We start from the raw sequence: 17,831 nt of genomic DNA on the forward strand, positions 1-17,831 counted from the left end.
TCTCTTCCAGACCCATGACATGGGTGATCATGGGGTCAATCTCGATCTTGCCGGTCATATACATGTCGACAATCTTGGGCACATCGGTGCGGCCCTTGGCCCCGCCAAAGGCTGTGCCGCGCCAGTTACGGCCCGTCACCAACTGGAACGGACGTGTCGCGATTTCCTTGCCCGCCTCGGCCACACCAATGATGATGCTGGTCCCCCAACCGCGATGGCAGGCCTCCAACGCGGTGCGCATAACCTCGGTATTACCCGTGGCGTCAAAGGTATAATCTGCGCCGCCGTCGGTCATGGCCACGATCTTGGCAACAACATCCTCGCGGCTCATACCCTTTGAGTTGAGGAACGCTGTCATCCCGAACTTGCGGCCCCATTCTTCGCGGTCGGGATTGATATCGACGCCGATAATCATGCCGGCCCCTGCCAGACGTGCGCCTTGAATGACGTTGAGGCCAATACCGCCAAGGCCAAACACCACAACAGTATCGCCCACTTGCACCTTGGCCGTGTTGACCACCGCACCAACGCCCGTGGTCACGCCGCAACCAATATAGCAGCTCGACTGAAATGGTGCATCCTCACGGATTTTGGCAACCGCAATCTCTGGCAATACCGTAAAGTTCGAAAAGGTCGAGCAGCCCATATAATGAAATATCGTCTGGCCCTTATAAGAGAAACGCGACGTGCCATCGGGCATCAGGCCCTTGCCCTGCGTCGCGCGGATCGCGGTGCACAGGTTGGTCTTGCCCGACAGGCAGGACTTACACTGGCGACACTCCGGTGTGTATAAGGGTATAACATGGTCGCCCGCCTTGACGCTGGTCACGCCAGCGCCAACCTCACGCACAATGCCTGCGCCTTCATGGCCCAAAACGCTGGGAAAAATACCCTCGCTGTCAAAACCATCAAGCGTATAGGCATCGGTATGGCAAATCCCCGTTGCCATAATCTCCACCAACACCTCGCCAGCCTTGGGGCCTTCCAAGTCCAACTCAACGATTTCCAAAGGCTTCTTGGCCTCAAATGCAACAGCTGCCCGGGTCTTCATGGCGTTCGGCTCTCCTTATTATCTGAAAAAGGCTTTTCCATTAACAGCGCAGCCGCGCAAGCCTAGATTCCGGCATAATATTCATAGTCGCCAACATCTTCCCAATATCCGCCCTTTCCTCCATGGAATTTGGACAAATCATCGGTTGCCTCGACGCGCATGACATATTTGGCATGCTTATATCCCAACTGTCGTTCCACCCGCAACCGGACGGGTGCGCCATATTTTACGGGCAAGGTTTCGCCATTCATGCCCCATGCCAATATGGTTTGCGGGTGAAAGGCATCGATCACGTCAATCGATTCATAATAAGGGCGTGCGCCATAATTGTCCGCGCAGTGAAAGACGATATATTTGGCGCGTGGCGACAATTGCGCCTGCTGCAGCAAAAGGCGCAGCGGTGTGCCTTGCCATTGCGCAATGGCGCTCCACCCCTCCACACAATCATGTCGCGTGATTTGCGTGCGCGAAGGCATCGCCCTTAATGCGGCCAACCCAATGTCCATGGGATTGGCCACCATGCCGTCTATGCGCAACCGCCAATCTGCAAAGTTATTTTCAAGATGCGCCAGATAATCCGTCGACGTGCCCGTCAACGAACCATTGGTTTTGAACACAGGCGATATGTCCGACATCGCATATTCAGGTGCCAAGGCTGCACGGTCGGCCAAAGTCCGGTGCGCCATCTGATTGAGCGTTTCCGCCCCGCGCAATGCTGACCGAAAAGTTGCATTCTCATTCATAACGTCGCAGCCACCGAGAATCAGCCCGCTGCCCCCCAGAGTCACGCCCCGCAACAGGTCACGGCGGCGGAAGGATGCGCGGTCGTCTGTCATGGTCGTTTCCCGCCCTGATCCGGTTTCGACGCAGGCACAGGTCCCCCTGTAATCATCGATCGGATACCCGTAATTGGGCCAGAGAGCAGAACCATGATGAGATGCGCCACCACAAACAATGTCATCAAGGCTGCCCCGATAAAATGCAGCGAGCGTGCCGACTGCCGCCCGCCAAATAGATCCAGCAACCACGGCCAAGCCGCGTTCATGGCAGGAGACATGGTGATGCCGGTCAGGATCAACAGCGGAAGCAAAAGGAATATCACGCCGATATAGCTGAATTTTTGTATTATATTATAAGGACTTGAGTGTATTTTATTGCCAAAACGCAGCCGCGCATGATCTTTAATGTCACTCCACAAGGCCGCCCAACGCCACTCCGCGCGGCGGACATGCAAATCCTTGCGGATGTGCCCGTTGAATAAGGAGATCAGCATGAACGCGGTCAACCCCAATGCGAAAACCCAAGCAAAGGCGAAATGCCAACGCCGCGCGGCGGCCAGATCATATCCTGTGGGTATGGTCGCCCAACCGGGAAAGGCCACACGGCGAACATTGTCTTTCGCATCCAAAGAAAGCCCTAGCACGCCTGTTGTTTCAACGGAGACGTCGCCGATCCTGACAAAACCTGTGGTGCGCGTGTCGTCAATTTGCAGCCATGCATAATCTTCTCGTGAACCAAAATCACCCCAATACAACTGAGGATGGGCGTTGAAGATCATGAGCCCGCTCATGAGCAAGATCGTCGCGACCAGCGCATTCAGCCAATGCCAGATTCGCGTCGATAGACGGTGTCGCTTTGCCACATTCTGCGTCATGTAATGCGTTGCATCCATAGTTTGATCTCGGCAAGCCTATGCAACCCTGCCCTGTTCAGCAACAGCGACAAATGATTTCGCTGCACATATCCCGCTGGCCTTTGCAGCCCTTGAACCGCAGTAAGCGAGCGGCCTCAAAGACTTCGCACCCTTGGGCTAAAACTTCTCGCCCGTAAGCCGCTGACACAGCATGTCCAATTGGTCCAAGTTGCCATATTCAAACGTCACTGCGCCTGCGCCCGCATCATTCTTTTGTACGATCCGCACCTTCAGCCCCAAAAGATCGCCAAGATGCGACTCCACGGCACGGATGTCAGGGTTTTCTGCGATATTTGGCGGAACGGCCCGACCATTTTTCGGCTTTGGCGCGCGCTCTTTCTGGACAAGCGCTTCCGTCGCCCGCACGGAAAGGCCGTTTTTAATCACCAGCATCGCAAGCTGGACAGCATTGTCACTGCCCAGCAACGCGCGCGCATGCCCCATGCTCAGCTTTTCTTCCGTCACAAGCTCGCGCAGCGTCGATGGCAAATCCAGCAAGCGCATCATATTTGCGACATGGCTACGCGACTTGTGCACCAGAGCAGCCAATTCAGCGGCGCTGTGCCCAAAAAGCTCAGTCAGCTTTTTGTAAGCTTCTGCCTCTTCAATAGGATTCAGGTCCTGCCGCTGGATATTTTCAAGCAGCGCGATCTCAACCGTTTCTGTGTCATCAAAATCTCGAACGATCGCGGGCACATCGTGCAATTGCGCACGCTGGGCCGCGCGCCAACGGCGCTCGCCTGCTACAATTTGATATCCACCCTGAAAGGGCCGGACGACGATGGGTTGGATAATCCCGTGCTGGGCAATACTTGCCGCCAATTCATCTAGCTTTTCATCGGAAAAATACCGTCTTGGCTGATTGGGGTTGGGACGAATGTCGATGACCGACAAGCTTGTCACGCCTTGGCTCCGCGCGTCTCGATCTGCAGACAAATTCGCGGATTTAACGTCTCCCCGTAAAGCTTCGCCTAACAAGGCATCCAAGCCCCGGCCAAGACCCATTTTTTTCTTCAGGGGCGACTTTTCAGTCGGATTATCAATGCTCACGCTGCTAACTCCCGGATCGGCAAGCGACCGATCAATTCTCGTGCAAGTTTCATATAGGCTTCGGATCCCGAGCAACGATGGTCATAAACCAAGGCAGGAAGCCCGTGGCTGGGGGCTTCTGACAATCGGACATTGCGTGGAATCACCGTTTCAAACACAAGATCGCCCAAGCAACTGCGGACATCATCCGCCACTTGCTCGGTCAACCGGTTGCGCTTGTCATACATGGTGAGCGCTACGCCCAAGATCGACAGTGCGGGATTAAATCGACCTTGGATACGCTCCACCGTTTGTAATAATTGGCTTAGTCCCTCAAGCGCGAAAAATTCGCATTGTTGCGGGACAAGAAGCGAGTCGACGGCGACCAGCGCGTTGACGGTAATCAAGCCAAGCGATGGAGGGCAATCAATGAGGCAAACGTCCCAACGCGCGTCGGATTTGTCAAACGCGGCCTTCAATCGCCCTGTGCGATTTTCATGGTCGACAAGCTCAATTTCGGCGCCCGATAAATCTACGGTCGCTGGTACCATATCCAGGTTCGGGATAATCGTGGGAATGGCTGCATCCTCCAAAGATGCATCGCCTAGCAACAAATCATAGCTGCTATGGACGCGCTGCGCCTGCTTCAGACCAAGGCCCGTGGAGGCATTTCCTTGCGGATCCAGATCCACCAACAGGCAGCGCCAGCCACTTGCGGCAAATGCCGTAGCGAGGTTGATGGCAGTGGTTGTTTTCCCAACACCCCCTTTTTGGTTGGCGACAGCTATTCGGATCATTCCTCTTGCCCCTGTGCTTCAAAGATGGCGCGCGCTTTGCGTTTCCCCGACAATGTGCCAACAAGAATACCAGCCTCTTGGTCTGTTACACTGTCCATGATGCGGAAATCTCCGTGCCATTGTGCCCGTGCGCCTTCCCATTCTGTCTTTGCATTACGCCCCTTTGGCAGCAGCCACAAAGTATTATTTGTGGCGAAGCGCGCGGCAAGATCAAACAATTTCGGCAAGGGTGCAAAGGCGCGGGCGCTAATGACCGCATATGGGGCGGTTTCCAAGCGCTCCAATGTGACGCCAGCGACGCGCACGCGGGGCGTCAGGTCGAGCATTTCGATCGCTCTTTGCAGATAATCAATTCGGCGGGCGCGCGATTCGACTAATGTCACCTGATGCTTCGTCAGCAATGCAATGACCAATCCCGGAAACCCAGCCCCAGATCCAAGATCGAGCCAATTAATCTGTGGCGCAGATACATCGGTAAACAACAATAATTGGGCACTGTCGACGATATGGCGCGCCCAAATATGGTCTAAGGTTGAGGCAGATATTAAATTCTGGCTTTCGGCTTCCCGCTTGAGAAATGCCACAAATGATTCGAGGGCATCCATTGTTTCACGTGAAACATTCAGATGGGCCTGGAGCCAATCAACAGCTTCAGCCTCTGTCATACCGATTCCGCAACAGCGATTTTGGCGCGCTTAGCGTGCACGAGAATGGCCGCAAGCGCAGCAGGCGTAATGCCCCTGATCCGTGACGCGGCAGCCAAATTTTCAGGCATCGACACCTCAAGCCGCTCGACCATTTCATGCGACAATCCAGATATGGCCCGATAGTCGATTAACGCCGACAGTTGAATTTGCTCATTGGCCGCCATGTCGTTTATCTCTGCCTCTTGCCGCGCCAAATAAGGGGCATATCGGCCGTCTTGTTCCAACTCCATGATCAAGTCCTGTGGCCAGGATTCGTCCTCCGACCCCAACAATTGAGCAATGGATAGTTGGGGAAAGCGCAGCCAATCGAACAGGGACATTTTCCCGGCGTCTTGCTTCACTTGGATACCCTGTTTGATCAGGACGTCGGCACTCACCATTTTTTGAAGTCTGTTTTGAAGTTCGCTCTGCTGCACAAGCCTTTCCTCAAAAGCAGCCGCACGTTCCTTGCCCACCGCGCCAACGGAAATCGCGAGAGGTGTAAGCCGTGACGCCGCATTGTCAGAGCGCAGGCGCAGGCGATATTCCGCGCGCGCCGTTAACATACGATAAGGCTCTGTCACCCCTTGCAAGGTTAGGTCATCGATCATCACCGCGATGTAGCTATTGGTCCGGTCGATAGTCGGCATGGGCTGCGACAAAATTTTCGACGCAGCGCCCATTCCGGCAACCAAGCCTTGTGCGGCGGCTTCCTCATAGCCCGTCGTCCCGTTAATCTGCCCCGCGCAATATAGCCCCTCAAATCCTCGCACAGCGAGGCTGGAATCCAAGCAGCGTGGATCGATGTAGTCATATTCCACCGCATAGCCTGGTACGACAATCTCGCATTGTTCCAGACCAATCATGGATCGGACCATGGCCGCCTGAATATCCGTCGGTAGCGACGTGGAAATGCCATTGGGATATATCAAATGGCTGTCGATGCCTTCGGGTTCCAGAAATACCTGATGTCCTTCACGGTCGCCGAACCGAAAAATCTTGTCTTCAATTGATGGACAATATCGCGGCCCCCTGCCCTCAATATCGCCTCCAAAAAGCGGCGAGCGATGTAGCCCTGACCGGATGATATCATGCGTCTGGGCATTGGTGCGTGACATTGCGCAGAACAGCTGCGGCACCGATCGGCGTTGGCGCATCGATGACATTGTCCAGTCATCATCATCGGATGGCTGCATCTCCAACTGGGACCAATTGATTGTCCGCCCATCCAGACGTGGCGGCGTGCCCGTTTTCAACCGCGCGATGGGAAGGTCTGCGCCGCGCAATTGCTGCGCCAATAGCATAGCGGAGGCTTCACCGACCCGCCCGCCATCGAGACGTTCTTCGCCGCGAAACAACTTGCCGCCTAAAAACGTTCCTGTCGCCAAAACCACGGCGGACGACGTGATGATAACATCGTTGCCCAAAACCAATCCTGCAACGCGTGTGGGCGCGTTCGGTAGGAAATGCAGAGCTGCGGCCTCAGCCTGTATGATGCGGAGATTCCCCAAGGCCGCAAGCTGGGTCTGGATCGACGCTTTGAACAATTTACGATCAGCTTGAATTCGGGGGCCCTGCACTGCCGCCCCTTTTGATGCGTTGAGCATGCGGTAATGCACAGCAGAGTCATCGGCGGCGCGTCCGATCAGGCCATCAAAGGCGTCAACTTCGCGCACCAAATGCCCCTTGCCCAAGCCGCCAATGGCTGGGTTGCACGACATCGCCCCGATCATGTCCTTGTCAAAGCTCACCAGCGCGACTCGCAAGCCCATGCGCGCGCCGACAGCCGCCGCCTCGGTGCCAGCGTGGCCACCCCCTACAACAATGATGTCGAAATCGGTTGTCATAGGTCGCGCATATACGAACATTATCCGCGGGTCAAAAAAGAGTGCTGTTCTGTTTCACGTGAAACAGCCTATTTTCCCACGCAGAATTTTCCAAAGATGTTATCGAGCAGATCTTCGGTGTGCGCGCGACCCGTGAGGGCGTCGAGTGCGCGGCGCGCTTGCCGCAAGTTTTCGGCAATGATCAACCAGTCTTCAGTTTCACTGCACGCCGCAAGGGCAACTTCGGCGTCACCCAAAAATGCCCTTTGCCGCGCGTTGATGGCAAACTGATCCGCTGGTGGCAAAAGCGCCTTAGCCCGTGACGCGACAATCTGGAGTAAAGCGCTTAACCCAGCCCCCGTCTGCGCGGACACAGATATCGCGTCTGTAGACTTTGCCTCATTTTCCATGACGTCGCTTTTTGCTGCTATTTCGATGAGATTGTTATGGACAGGTCCCGCACCTTCCGGACCAAGCCATAACAATATGTCTGCCTGCTGCATCGCGGCATGACTTCGGTCGATGCCGATACGTTCGATGACATCGGCACTATCGTCACGAAGCCCTGCTGTATCCGTGAATAATAACGCCACCCCGTCAACAGCCATCGGCACTTCGATCATGTCACGCGTGGTTCCTGCAATATCAGAGACAATGGCGGCCTCGCGCCCGACCAGCGCATTTAACAAAGTGGATTTTCCGCTATTGGGTGGGCCGGCCAAGACGACGCGCAGCCCGTCCTTTAACTTTTCGGCAGGAGGACACGCCAACAATATCGCTATTTTTTGCCGTAATGACTCACAACCATTTGTAATTAATATATTATTTTGGGAATCCACATCGCCTTCATCCGAAAAATCTAGCTCGGCTTCGGTCAGTGCAGATAGTTGGAGCAGTTCTTGCCGATATTCTTCAATCGCTATGCTAAAGGCGCCGCCAAACATCTTCGCGGCGGCGCGGCGTTGCCATTCGGTCTCCGCCGACAATAGATCCGCCAATCCTTCGGCCTCGTTCAAATCCATTCGACCGTTGGCAAAAGCGCGTCGGGTAAATTCGCCTGCCTCCGCACGGCGAGCTTCGGGGAAGGCGGCAATGGCGTTTTCAACGGCGCGGACCACCGCACGGCCGCCATGAAGGTGAAGCTCCACCAAATCTTCGCCCGTAGCTGTGTTTGGCCCTGGAAAAACGAGCACCAGCGCCTGATCTAAAATATCCTGAGTCGCTGGCGAACGCAGGCTGCACAAGGACGCCCTTCGCGGCGCGGGCACTCGCCCGCATAGGCCGTGCAATATGTCAAAGGCCGCAGGCCCGCTAATCCGCATGATGGCAATAGCAGCCGGCGGCGCGCCGCTAGACAGCGCGAAAATCGTGTCAGCGCTTTTCATCACTAAGCTATTATTTGTCGTTCTTGTTCAGGCCAGACATTGCCGCCTTGGCACCTGTTTCAATCAGTTGCTGAAACAGTTGCAGACCCATTTGCCCCATGGGCGCGATTTGCTTTCCCAACTCCTGCAATTGGTCAATGCCGCCTGCGCCGTTCATAAGGTTGGTAACCTTCTCGACATAAGCGTCATTTGCTTTTGTAACATCGGGAAGTCCAAGCAGCGCCCGAGCCTCTTCAGGGGAACAATCGATCTCAATGTTCATCTTCATGGGCCGCGCCCTCCTATTCACCGATAACATCACTATAAAGGCTAAGTCGAATCACGCAATTGCGGAGAATATCCGCCGAGGAGCATTAAATGGGTGAATATGTAAAGATTGACGCGCTGGGCGAGGACGCTCTGTTTCCCATCTATGTCGCCGCGCCATCAGACGGTGCGCGCGCCGCGATCATCGTTATTCCGGAAATATTTGGTGTGAATGCGGGCATTCGTCAGAAATGCGACCATTTGGCCGCTGCGGGTTATCTCGCGGTCGCACCTGACATATTTTGGCGCTTTGCACCTGGGGTGGAACTGAACCCTGATATAGAGGCCGATCTTCAAGAGGCATTTGGCTATTTCGGTCAATATGATGCCGATGATGGTGTGCGCGATATTGAGGGGGTGATTCACGCTGTCCGCAAAGGGCTTTCTGGACAAAAGCCCATCGAAAAAGTCGGCGCTGTCGGCTACTGCTTAGGTGGACGGCTCGCTTATATGGCGGCCGCGCGAACCGACATCAACGCGTCGGTTGGCTATTATGGGGTGATGATCGACCAGATGTTGGACGAAAGCCATGCTATCGCCAATCCGTTGATGCTGCATATTCCCACCGCCGACCATTTTGTCGGACCGGAAGCGCAGGCCGCGATTCACGCCGGCCTTGGCAATAACTCTAAGGTGACGCTGCATGCCTATGACGGTCTTGACCATGGCTTTGCTGCGGAAATGGGCAATCGTCGGAACGCCGAAGGCGCTGAATTGGCGGATGCGCGGACAGCCGGGTTTTTCGCCGAGCATTTGGGGTAAATAATAAGGGCTCCCACAAGGGAGCCCTTAATTACAAGCCAGCAAAACTCATGGCGTAAGGCTGCACTTCACTCCAGCCTTCGACTATCATTTTGCCCGCAACATAGACAATCACTACCAAGCCGACCCACGCGATCCAGCGATACCGCTCAATATATTGGGCGATGATATTGGCCGCGATACCCATCAGCGCGACCGCAAAAATCAGGCCGACGATCAGGATTCCAGGATGTTCGCGCGCCGCCCCTGCGACCGCCAGAACATTGTCGAGGCTCATCGATACGTCCGCAACTGCAACACCCCATGCGGCACCCGCAAAGGTTTTGGTCGATTTCAAACCCGAATGTTCGTCACCCACGATTTCAGGGGAACCCGCAGATTCACCGGCATGGCCCTTAATATCGCGATACATGCGCCAAGCGACCCACAGCAGCAATAAGCCACCTGCGAGCACCAGACCAACAATGCCCAGAAGCCATGTCACCATGAGCGCAAAAATGATGCGCAACACCAAGGCCGCGAGGACACCGATGAGAATGACCTTCTTACGCTGTTCCGGCGGCAATCCAGCCGCCAAGGCACCGACAACAATGGCATTGTCACCAGCCAGCACGAGATCGATCAACAACACCTGCATAAAAGCCGCGAAGGCCGCAGGTTGGGTAATGTTGGAAAAATCCTTGACGATAGCCGCCCAAATATCAGCGGGACCACCCAGACTGGGGACGGTCGTGGCGACCAAGAGAAAATCAATCACAACGGATCTCCGGAATATTGGGCTTACTGATTCATCGAGTCAAAAAAGTCTTCGTTGGTCTTCGAATCCTTCATTTTGTCGAGCAGGAACTCCATCGCGTCAATAGTGCCCATTTGCATGAGGATGCGGCGAAGCACCCACATTTTCTTGAGCTTGCTTTCCTCGACCAGCAATTCTTCCTTACGCGTACCGGATTTGCCGACATCCAATGCTGGGAAGATGCGCTTATCAGCGACCTTGCGATCCAGCACGATTTCGGAGTTGCCCGTACCCTTAAACTCTTCAAAAATAACTTCGTCCATGCGGCTGCCGGTGTCGATCAAAGCCGTCGCGATGATGGACAAGGATCCACCTTCTTCAATGTTTCGCGCCGCGCCAAAGAAGCGCTTTGGACGTTGCAAGGCGTTGGCGTCCACACCGCCGGTCAACACCTTACCCGATGATGGAACCACCGTGTTATAGGCGCGGCCAAGGCGTGTGATGGAATCGAGCAAGATGACAACATCATGCTTATGTTCCACCAAACGTTTTGCTTTTTCAATAACCATTTCAGCAACTTGAACGTGGCGCGTCGCAGGTTCATCAAAGGTAGAGGACACAACCTCCCCCTTCACCGAACGCTGCATGTCGGTCACTTCTTCTGGCCGTTCATCGATCAGAAGAACGATCAAAAATACCTCTGGATGGTTTTCCGTAATGGCGCGCGCGATATTTTGCAGCAACACGGTTTTACCCGTGCGTGGCGGCGCAACGATCAAGGCACGTTGGCCCTTGCCCTGCGGGCTGACAATATCGATGACGCGCGCGGACTTGTCCTTGACGGTCGGATCAAGCGAATCCAGCGTGAGCTTGGAATCTGGATAAAGCGGTGTGAGGTTATCAAAATTGACGCGATGCCGCACAGCCTCGGGATCATCAAAGTTAATCTTCAATACCTTGGTCAGGGCAAAATAACGCTCACCATCCTTTGGTGCGCGAATTTCGCCTTCAACGGTATCACCAGTGCGCAAACCAAATTGGCGCACCATGTTCGGCGACACGTAAATATCGTCCGGACCCGCCAGATAATTGGCTTCAGGCGAACGCAAGAAACCGAAACTGTCGGGCAGAACCTCAATCGTGCCAAGACCCATGATCTGCTCGCCATCCTCGGCCAGCTCTTTCAAGATCGCGAACATCAAATCCTGCTTACGCAAGGTCGACGCGCCCTCAACCCCTAGCTCTTCAGCCATAGATACAAGGTCGGCGGGATTTTTGCTTTTCAGCTCTTTTAAATGCATAGATAATTCCGTTGGATGGACCAAAAGCCCGCATGATGGATGGGCAGACCGCCCGATGATATGACCGGTTTTAAAAAAGCCAACCGGTTGAATAATGAAAGGTCGATGGCGCGGTTATTATATAAGGTCGCGCCGCATGCCCAGGACGGGCTTGAAGCCTTAAATACTCCGCGGCAGGCGCGCCGTCAACTCTTCTCAAAAAACGGGTAAAAAGAGCCGTTAAAACGGCTTTGCGACCACCAATATCACGATAATCGCCGACGCAACGCCCGGAACTTCGTTAAATAGTCGCAATTGCTTACCCGTTAGCTGCCGTTCGCCGCGCGCCAATTTCTTGGCGTAGCCAACTGTCCACCCATGATAAGCCGACAGCCCCAACACACATAGCAATTTGGCATGGAACCAACCTTGCGCCATGGCACCAATATTCCACGCCAAAACGAGACCCAAAACCCAAACCACAATGAGGGAAGGATTGAGGATAATTTTGATGAGCTTGGATTCGCGGTCCACCCATTTGGCAGCTTCTTCGGATCCTTCAGCGCTTTCTTGATGATAGACGAAGAAACGCGGGATCATAAATAACCCCGCCATCCAGAAAATGACAAAAATGATATGAGCAGATTTTAGCCAGATATACAGCACAGATAGAGTTTCCGTCATAAAAACGGCCTTTATAGGTTAACCCTTGCGGACCAGATTCAGAAGCAGTTCAACATTTTCAATCGGGGTATCTGGTAAGATGCCATGCCCAAGATTGAAGATATGCGGACGGTCATCAAAGGCGCTGAGGATATTTTTCACTGCATCCTTTAACACATCGCCGCCTGCAATCAAAGCCAACGGGTCAAGATTGCCTTGCACGGGCAGCCCTTTAGGCAATTCCCTGTTGGCCCAATGCGGATCAACGGTTTCATCCAATCCCAAGGCATCGACGCCTGTCCCTTCGGCATAAGCCGCAAGCTTGCCGCCTGCACCTTTTGGAAAACCGATGATGACGGCGTTCGGGTTACGCGCCTTCAAACGGCGCACGATTTCGGCGTTGGGCGCAATGACCCATTTTTCGAATTGCGCTGGTGACAATGACCCTGCCCAACTGTCGAACAATTGCACTGCATCAACGCCAGCATCAATCTGATCACCCAGATAATCGACGGTTGCGGCAATGATCGCCTCGATTAACGCGCCAAAGCGCTCAGGCTCCGCGTGCGCCATCCTACGGGCCTCGGCTTGGTCTTTGCTACCCTGACCATGCACCATGTAGGTTGCGACCGTCCACGGGCTTCCTGCAAAGCCTAAAAAGGTTGTTTCGCGCGGAAGCGCTGCCGATACCTTGCGCACGGTGTCGATCACTGGGGCAAGCCGTTCTGGCGCGGCAACAAAATCCTCTAAACGCGATTCTACTAAACGCGGCGCAAGGCGTGGACCTTCGCCCGTTTCGAACCAGAGGTCCTGACCCATGGCGTGCGGGATCACGAGAATGTCGGAAAACAGGATCGCACCGTCAAAACCAAAGCGCCGGATTGGCTGCAAAGTGATTTCGCAGGCTGCGTCGCTGTCATAAGCTAACGCCAAAAACCCGCCCTTTTCCGCCCGCAACGCACGGTATTCGGGCAAATAACGACCCGCTTGGCGCATGAGCCATATAGGTGGGATAACCTCTTGATTGCCCCGCAGGACGTTAAGCAGTTTTTTCGGGTTCTGCGCAGACATAAAGGGATGAGATCCAATCAAAATATATTTTTATATAAAGGATGATGAAAGATGATGCGCTGTTGATAGTCGGCGCCTTAAAAGCTTTTGCGGATATTGCCAACAGCTTGACGCGTGCGGACAAGAGGATGGGGCCAGAGTCGCAAATTTATTCCCCATTATCCACAAGCTGTGCATAATGGTTTTTGGTTGTGGACAGCCTGTGTCCGAATCGAGCGGTAAATTCGTGGTAATGGGCAAGAATGCATCATGCAAAACTTGTCCCTTGATTTATCCCCAAGCTGCCAACAAGACTGTCAGCCATGAGCCAACGTTTTCATTTACATTTGTTATCGGACTCCACTGGCGAAACCTTGGAAAATATTGCCAAGGCCGCCTTGGCGCAGTTTGACGGTGCAGAAGATGTGGTCAAGCATTTCTGGCCAATGGTGCGTTCGGAAAGCCATTTGGACCGGATATTGACCGATGTGGCCGCTAATCCCGGGCTTGTGCTGTTCACTTTGGTCAACCGAGATACGCGGCGCAAATTGGAAACGAGATGCAGGGTCTTGGGCCTGCCCGCGGTTGCTGCGCTTGATGCGGTCAGCGATGCCATGTCGAACATGTTGGGCCAAGAGGCCAAAGCGCGCCCAGGTCGGCAACATGTTATGGATGCCGCTTATTTCGCGCGTGTCGATGCCATTCAGTTCACCATTGCCCATGATGACGGCATTAATGCACAAAATTGGGAAGAGGCGGACATTGTGTTGGCGGGGGTGTCGCGGACCTCAAAAACGCCGACGAGCATTTATCTCGCCAACCGAGGATATAAGACGGCGAATATCCCCATTGTTCCAGAATCGCCACCGCCACCCATATTGTTTCAACTGAAACACCCGATGGTTATTGGCCTTGTCACAAGTGCAGAGCGATTGATTCAAGTCCGGCGCAACCGCTTGCTGTCGCTGAACCAGTCGCCAGATACAGATTATGTGGATGAGGAAAAAGTGCGCGCCGAAGTCGCCCATGCGCGGCGGATGTTTGCGGACAATGGTTGGCCAGTATTGGACGTAACGCGCAGGTCAATCGAAGAAAGCGCCGCGGCGATTATCAATATGTTCAACGCACGCGAACTGGCGCAGGTTCAGGGTTCATGAACCTTATCCTTGCCTCACAAAGTGCAGGGCGGATCGCGATGTTGCACGCGGCGGGGGTATCTGTACAAGCAGTTCCAGCTTTGGTTGATGAACAGAGCATCAAAACATCATTGGCCCAAGCAGGCGCCAAGCCGCGCGATATTGCCGATGCCTTGGCAGAGGCAAAGGCGCGTAAAATATCCCGCAAATTGCCAACGGCGATGGTGTTGGGGTGCGATCAGATTTGCGTTGGTCCCGACGGATATATTTTTGACAAACCCGAAACACCTGATGACGCCCGCGCGCATCTGGCGCAGCTTTCGGGCAAAGTGCATCGGCTCATCAGCGCGGCTGTTATCTGTGAGCATGGTGCACCGGTCTGGCGCATTATCGACACAGCGCAAATGACGATGCGCAGCTTAAGCCCGCAATATATCGAATATTATGTCGAAACCTATTGGGATGAAATCCGCCACTGCGTCGGCTGCTACCGGATTGAAGCCGAAGGCGCGCAATTATTCGCAAGCGTTAGCGGCAGCCAATTTACGATCATCGGAATGCCACTGCTTCCGCTGCTTGATTATCTGCGATTGAGAGGCCTTTTACCAACATGAATCATTATGCCGAAGTGATCGGTCATCCGATATCGCATTCTAAATCACCGCTAATTCACAATTTTTGGCTTGAACAATTGGGGTTGCCCAATGATTATCGGGCCCATGAGGTGCTGCCCGATGGTCTGGAGCGCTTTTTTGCCGAGCGCGCCGCCGATGCCGCATGGCGCGGGTGCAACATCACGATACCGCACAAAATTGCGGCGCTTGATTTTGTGGCCGACCCTGGCGATGTGCGCAGCTCTATTGGCGCGATTAACACGGTATTTCGCAATGACGCCGGCGCGCTTGTTGCGACCAATACCGATGTTGGCGGCTTTTATGGCCCAATTGCTGATATCCCGTTATCGGGTGAAACGGCTGTCGTCATTGGTGCAGGCGGCGCGGCGCGCGCCGTGCTCTACGCCTTGGCGCAGGCTGATGTCGGTGAAGTCGTTTTGATTGCACGCAACGGTTTGAAGGCAGCAGCTTTGCTCGCGCATTTTGGGTTGAAAGGCAAAGTGATTGGCTTTGACGCGCGCTTGCCGGATGCAGCCTTGCTTGTGAACGCAAGTCCGTTGGGCATGGTTGGGCAGGAAGCGCTTGAGATAGACCTTTCGCCCTTGCCGGAACATGCCATTGTCTATGACCTTGTCTACGCGCCGATAGAGACGCCATTGTTAAAAGCAGCGCGGCTGCGCGCATTGGAAACGGTCGACGGCCTTGAAATGCTGGTGGGGCAGGCAGCCATCGCGTTTGAATTATTTTTCGGCGTTGCGCCGCCGCAAGATGATGAGGATATATTGCGGGCATTGTTGCTGAAATGAAAAAACCGATGATCATTGGCCTGACCGGCTCAATCGGCATGGGAAAATCGGCGGTCGCTGCGATGTTTGCCGACGAAGGCGTGCCGGTTTTTGACGCTGATGCCGCGGTGCATGACCTGCAAAAGGCCAATGGCGCGCTTGTGCCTGCAATTGAGTCTGCCTTTCCTGGAACGACGGGGCCGCAGGGCGTCGATCGTCAAGCGCTGGGTGCGGCTGTTTTTGGTGACCGCGACCGGTTGGCATTGTTGGAATCGATTATTCATCCCGCCGTGGGCGAACGCCGCAAAGCGTTTCTGGAATCGCATCAGGGCGCGGACATGATATTGTTCGACATCCCCTTATTGTTTGAAAAGGGTGGGCAGGATGGGGTCGATACGGTCGTCGTTGTAAGTGCGCCTGCCGCGGTTCAACGTGAACGCGTGCTCGCACGGCCAAATATGACGCCAGACAAGTTTGAACATATTTTGGCGTTACAAATGGATGATGGCGAAAAGCGCGCACGCGCGGACCATGTCATTGATACAGGCAAGGATATTAACGAAACGCGGGCCGATGTGCGCGCTCTTGTCAAAAAGCTGCGCTTGGGTCTTGCATAAGCCCTTAAACAGGCTCACATCTAATATCAGAATGCGTGAAATTATATTCGATACCGAAACGACTGGCTTTGACCCTGCAACTGGGGATCGCATGGTCGAAATTGGCTGCATCGAAATGGTCAGCCGGGTTATGACAGGCAAGCATTACCACGCATATTTCAATCCACAGCGCCCGATGCCAGCTGCCGCCGAACAAGTGCACGGCCTTTCGGACCGTTTTTTGTCGGACAAGCCTGCCTTTGGCGAAAAGGTGGATGAGCTGCTTGCATTTTTGGACGACAGCCCGTTGGTTGCGCATAATGCCAGCTTTGATTTTGGCTTTCTCAATCACGAATTGCAGCATTGCGGTCGTCCGCCTGTGTCAATGGACCGTATGGTTGACACAGTGGCATTGGCACGGATTAAAAACCCCGGAGCGAAGCTGTCTTTGGACGCTTTATGTACCCGCTATGGCATCGACCGCAGCCACCGCGTAAAGCATGGCGCGTTGCTAGATGCCGAATTGCTTGCGCAATTATATATTGAACTGACGGGCGGTCGGCAAATTGGCCTTGGCCTTGCCGACGATGATAACGCGCATAAAATAATGGGCCAAATGGACGTTAATAAAGTTCAGACATTGAAAACATTTCGACCAGCGCGCGCACATTCTGCCTCAACCGAGGAATTGGCGCGCCATGCCGAATTTGTCGCAAAGATTAAGGATGCGCTTTGGCTCCAGCCGGGGTCAGCGCTTTAACAAAAAAGGAGACGGCAATGGACATCAGGGTTTCAGGACATCAGGTCGACACCGGTGAAGCGCTCCAAACCCATGTGGAAACACGACTTGGTTCCATTGCCGAAAAATACTTCGCCAAATCATTATCATCACATGCCACCTTCGGCCGTGCGCCGCATGATGGCTTTACTAGCGATATTGTGATGCATGTGATGCAGGGCCTTGTGCTGAAAGGTCGCGGCGAAGCGCAGGTTGCGCATGTTGCCTTTGACCGTGCTGCCGAACGTATTGAGAAACAATTGCGCCGTTACATGCGCCGACTGCAGGATCGCCATGAACAAACCGCTTATGCGATGGCGCAAGAAGAAGCTGCATATACCGTATTTGATGCAGGTGATGGTGAGGAAGAAATGCCCTTATCTGATGCACCGGTGATTGTGGCTGAAATGAGCGTAGATATTCCTGAATCAACGGTTTCCGATGCGGTTATGTTAATGGATTTACGCAATACACCTGCCCTGTTGTTCAAAAACACTGGAACTGGGCGGCATAATATGGTTTACCGCCGCGAAGACGGCACGATCGGGTGGGTTGAACCAAAATCGGCACCTTAGACCTTGGCTGACGAGAATTAATTTTCTATAATATTTCAAAAATTTAGGGATTGCGCTCCGGTCGCACCGGACGCTTTTGAACA

The 17,831-nt window shown here is 54.0% G+C and carries 20 protein-coding genes; 7 read left to right on the forward strand and 13 right to left on the reverse strand.

Annotation, left to right across the window (positions count from 1 at the left end):
* The 9 genes from ACILP3_RS06710 to ACILP3_RS06750 form a co-directional block, all read right to left on the reverse strand.
* On the reverse strand, window positions 1-1,051 hold a 1,051-nt coding region (locus ACILP3_RS06710), incomplete at its 3' end, for an S-(hydroxymethyl)glutathione dehydrogenase/class III alcohol dehydrogenase (protein ID WP_395615882.1).
* A 62-nt stretch (window positions 1,052-1,113) separates the two neighbouring features.
* Window positions 1,114-1,887: a molybdopterin-dependent oxidoreductase gene (locus tag ACILP3_RS06715; protein WP_395615883.1), complete on the reverse strand. Its 774-nt coding sequence runs from the start codon at window positions 1,885-1,887 to the stop codon at window positions 1,114-1,116.
* The gene (locus tag ACILP3_RS06720; protein ID WP_395615884.1) at window positions 1,884-2,705 is read right to left on the reverse strand and encodes a cytochrome b/b6 domain-containing protein; all 822 of its coding nucleotides are present in this window, start codon (window positions 2,703-2,705) and stop codon (window positions 1,884-1,886) included. Before ACILP3_RS06720 ends, ACILP3_RS06715 begins: the two co-directional genes overlap by 4 nt.
* 156 nt (window positions 2,706-2,861) lie before the next feature.
* The gene (locus ACILP3_RS06725) at window positions 2,862-3,794 is read right to left on the reverse strand and encodes a ParB/RepB/Spo0J family partition protein (RefSeq protein WP_395615885.1); all 933 of its coding nucleotides are present in this window, start codon (window positions 3,792-3,794) and stop codon (window positions 2,862-2,864) included.
* Complete coding sequence (locus tag ACILP3_RS06730) at window positions 3,791-4,570, reverse strand: ParA family protein (protein ID WP_395615886.1); 780 nt, start codon at window positions 4,568-4,570, stop codon at window positions 3,791-3,793. The genes ACILP3_RS06725 and ACILP3_RS06730 overlap by 4 nt, the downstream gene beginning before the upstream one ends.
* The gene (rsmG, locus tag ACILP3_RS06735; RefSeq protein ID WP_395615887.1) at window positions 4,567-5,235 is read right to left on the reverse strand and encodes a 16S rRNA (guanine(527)-N(7))-methyltransferase RsmG; all 669 of its coding nucleotides are present in this window, start codon (window positions 5,233-5,235) and stop codon (window positions 4,567-4,569) included. Before rsmG ends, ACILP3_RS06730 begins: the two co-directional genes overlap by 4 nt.
* Window positions 5,232-7,103 carry a tRNA uridine-5-carboxymethylaminomethyl(34) synthesis enzyme MnmG gene (gene mnmG, locus ACILP3_RS06740; protein ID WP_395615888.1) on the reverse strand — a complete coding sequence of 624 codons (1,872 nt, stop codon included), beginning with the start codon at window positions 7,101-7,103 and terminating at the stop codon, window positions 5,232-5,234. Before mnmG ends, rsmG begins: the two co-directional genes overlap by 4 nt.
* 68 nt (window positions 7,104-7,171) lie before the next feature.
* Window positions 7,172-8,467: a tRNA uridine-5-carboxymethylaminomethyl(34) synthesis GTPase MnmE gene (gene mnmE / locus ACILP3_RS06745; RefSeq protein WP_395615889.1), complete on the reverse strand. Its 1,296-nt coding sequence runs from the start codon at window positions 8,465-8,467 to the stop codon at window positions 7,172-7,174.
* Window positions 8,468-8,477: 10 nt separating this feature from the next.
* A complete protein-coding gene (locus tag ACILP3_RS06750) occupies window positions 8,478-8,735 on the reverse strand; it encodes a DUF6489 family protein (RefSeq protein WP_395615890.1) in 258 nt (85 codons plus the stop codon).
* An 89-nt stretch (window positions 8,736-8,824) separates the two neighbouring features.
* Between ACILP3_RS06750 and ACILP3_RS06755 the strand changes: the two genes are divergently transcribed.
* Window positions 8,825-9,535 (forward strand): dienelactone hydrolase family protein, encoded by a 711-nt coding sequence (locus ACILP3_RS06755; RefSeq protein WP_395615891.1) that lies wholly within the window; start codon window positions 8,825-8,827, stop codon window positions 9,533-9,535.
* A gap of 31 nt (window positions 9,536-9,566) precedes the next feature.
* Here the strand turns inward: ACILP3_RS06755 and ACILP3_RS06760 are convergent, their stop codons facing one another.
* The 4 genes from ACILP3_RS06760 to hemE all read right to left on the reverse strand — a co-directional run bounded on the left by ACILP3_RS06760 (window position 9,567) and on the right by hemE (window position 13,285).
* The gene (locus ACILP3_RS06760; RefSeq protein WP_395615892.1) at window positions 9,567-10,292 is read right to left on the reverse strand and encodes a YjbE family putative metal transport protein; all 726 of its coding nucleotides are present in this window, start codon (window positions 10,290-10,292) and stop codon (window positions 9,567-9,569) included.
* Between the two features lie 23 nt (window positions 10,293-10,315).
* Window positions 10,316-11,572: a transcription termination factor Rho gene (gene rho / locus ACILP3_RS06765; protein ID WP_395615893.1), complete on the reverse strand. Its 1,257-nt coding sequence runs from the start codon at window positions 11,570-11,572 to the stop codon at window positions 10,316-10,318.
* Window positions 11,573-11,791: 219 nt separating this feature from the next.
* Entirely contained in the window at window positions 11,792-12,235 is a 444-nt protein-coding gene (locus tag ACILP3_RS06770) for a CopD family protein (RefSeq protein ID WP_395615894.1), read from the reverse strand.
* Between the two features lie 18 nt (window positions 12,236-12,253).
* Entirely contained in the window at window positions 12,254-13,285 is a 1,032-nt protein-coding gene (hemE, locus tag ACILP3_RS06775) for a uroporphyrinogen decarboxylase (protein WP_395615895.1), read from the reverse strand.
* 302 nt (window positions 13,286-13,587) lie between these two features.
* Between hemE and ACILP3_RS06780 the strand changes: the two genes are divergently transcribed.
* From ACILP3_RS06780 to hpf, 6 genes are read left to right on the forward strand one after another with little or no spacing between them, the layout of a single operon-like run.
* Window positions 13,588-14,421 (forward strand): pyruvate, water dikinase regulatory protein, encoded by an 834-nt coding sequence (locus ACILP3_RS06780; RefSeq protein WP_395615896.1) that lies wholly within the window; start codon window positions 13,588-13,590, stop codon window positions 14,419-14,421.
* Window positions 14,418-15,014 (forward strand): Maf family protein, encoded by a 597-nt coding sequence (locus ACILP3_RS06785; protein WP_395615897.1) that lies wholly within the window; start codon window positions 14,418-14,420, stop codon window positions 15,012-15,014. Before ACILP3_RS06780 ends, ACILP3_RS06785 begins: the two co-directional genes overlap by 4 nt.
* Window positions 15,011-15,820, forward strand: coding sequence for a shikimate dehydrogenase (aroE, locus tag ACILP3_RS06790; RefSeq protein WP_395615898.1), 810 nt, complete (start codon window positions 15,011-15,013; stop codon window positions 15,818-15,820). Before ACILP3_RS06785 ends, aroE begins: the two co-directional genes overlap by 4 nt.
* The gene (gene coaE / locus ACILP3_RS06795) at window positions 15,817-16,416 is read left to right on the forward strand and encodes a dephospho-CoA kinase (protein WP_395615899.1); all 600 of its coding nucleotides are present in this window, start codon (window positions 15,817-15,819) and stop codon (window positions 16,414-16,416) included. The genes aroE and coaE overlap by 4 nt, the downstream gene beginning before the upstream one ends.
* 31 nt (window positions 16,417-16,447) lie before the next feature.
* On the forward strand, window positions 16,448-17,155 hold the full coding sequence (dnaQ, locus tag ACILP3_RS06800; RefSeq protein WP_395615900.1) for a DNA polymerase III subunit epsilon: 708 nt from the start codon (window positions 16,448-16,450) through the stop codon (window positions 17,153-17,155).
* Between the two features lie 17 nt (window positions 17,156-17,172).
* Window positions 17,173-17,748 carry a ribosome hibernation-promoting factor, HPF/YfiA family gene (gene hpf, locus ACILP3_RS06805; protein WP_395615901.1) on the forward strand — a complete coding sequence of 192 codons (576 nt, stop codon included), beginning with the start codon at window positions 17,173-17,175 and terminating at the stop codon, window positions 17,746-17,748.
* The last annotated feature ends 83 nt before the right edge of the window (window positions 17,749-17,831 follow it).

The sequence above is a fragment of the Sphingorhabdus sp. genome (genome assembly GCF_044239665.1).
In the GTDB taxonomy this organism is placed as follows: domain Bacteria; phylum Pseudomonadota; class Alphaproteobacteria; order Sphingomonadales; family Sphingomonadaceae; genus Sphingorhabdus_B.

What these genes read in the sequence shown, in the direction of transcription:
- ACILP3_RS06715 (WP_395615883.1), bottom strand. Translation starts at nt 1,887, where the DNA reads ATGACAGACGACCGCGCATCCTTCCGCCGCCGTGACCTGTTGCGGGGC.
- ACILP3_RS06720 (WP_395615884.1), bottom strand. Translation starts at nt 2,705, where the DNA reads ATGACGCAGAATGTGGCAAAGCGACACCGTCTATCGACGCGAATCTGG.
- ACILP3_RS06730 (WP_395615886.1), bottom strand. Translation starts at nt 4,570, where the DNA reads ATGATCCGAATAGCTGTCGCCAACCAAAAAGGGGGTGTTGGGAAAACA.
- rsmG (WP_395615887.1), bottom strand. Translation starts at nt 5,235, where the DNA reads ATGACAGAGGCTGAAGCTGTTGATTGGCTCCAGGCCCATCTGAATGTT.
- mnmG (WP_395615888.1), bottom strand. Translation starts at nt 7,103, where the DNA reads ATGACAACCGATTTCGACATCATTGTTGTAGGGGGTGGCCACGCTGGC.
- mnmE (WP_395615889.1), bottom strand. Translation starts at nt 8,467, where the DNA reads ATGAAAAGCGCTGACACGATTTTCGCGCTGTCTAGCGGCGCGCCGCCG.
- ACILP3_RS06750 (WP_395615890.1), bottom strand. Translation starts at nt 8,735, where the DNA reads ATGAAGATGAACATTGAGATCGATTGTTCCCCTGAAGAGGCTCGGGCG.
- ACILP3_RS06755 (WP_395615891.1), top strand. Translation starts at nt 8,825, where the DNA reads ATGGGTGAATATGTAAAGATTGACGCGCTGGGCGAGGACGCTCTGTTT.
- rho (WP_395615893.1), bottom strand. Translation starts at nt 11,572, where the DNA reads ATGCATTTAAAAGAGCTGAAAAGCAAAAATCCCGCCGACCTTGTATCT.
- ACILP3_RS06770 (WP_395615894.1), bottom strand. Translation starts at nt 12,235, where the DNA reads ATGACGGAAACTCTATCTGTGCTGTATATCTGGCTAAAATCTGCTCAT.
- hemE (WP_395615895.1), bottom strand. Translation starts at nt 13,285, where the DNA reads ATGTCTGCGCAGAACCCGAAAAAACTGCTTAACGTCCTGCGGGGCAAT.
- ACILP3_RS06780 (WP_395615896.1), top strand. Translation starts at nt 13,588, where the DNA reads ATGAGCCAACGTTTTCATTTACATTTGTTATCGGACTCCACTGGCGAA.
- ACILP3_RS06785 (WP_395615897.1), top strand. Translation starts at nt 14,418, where the DNA reads ATGAACCTTATCCTTGCCTCACAAAGTGCAGGGCGGATCGCGATGTTG.
- aroE (WP_395615898.1), top strand. Translation starts at nt 15,011, where the DNA reads ATGAATCATTATGCCGAAGTGATCGGTCATCCGATATCGCATTCTAAA.
- coaE (WP_395615899.1), top strand. Translation starts at nt 15,817, where the DNA reads ATGAAAAAACCGATGATCATTGGCCTGACCGGCTCAATCGGCATGGGA.
- dnaQ (WP_395615900.1), top strand. Translation starts at nt 16,448, where the DNA reads ATGCGTGAAATTATATTCGATACCGAAACGACTGGCTTTGACCCTGCA.
- hpf (WP_395615901.1), top strand. Translation starts at nt 17,173, where the DNA reads ATGGACATCAGGGTTTCAGGACATCAGGTCGACACCGGTGAAGCGCTC.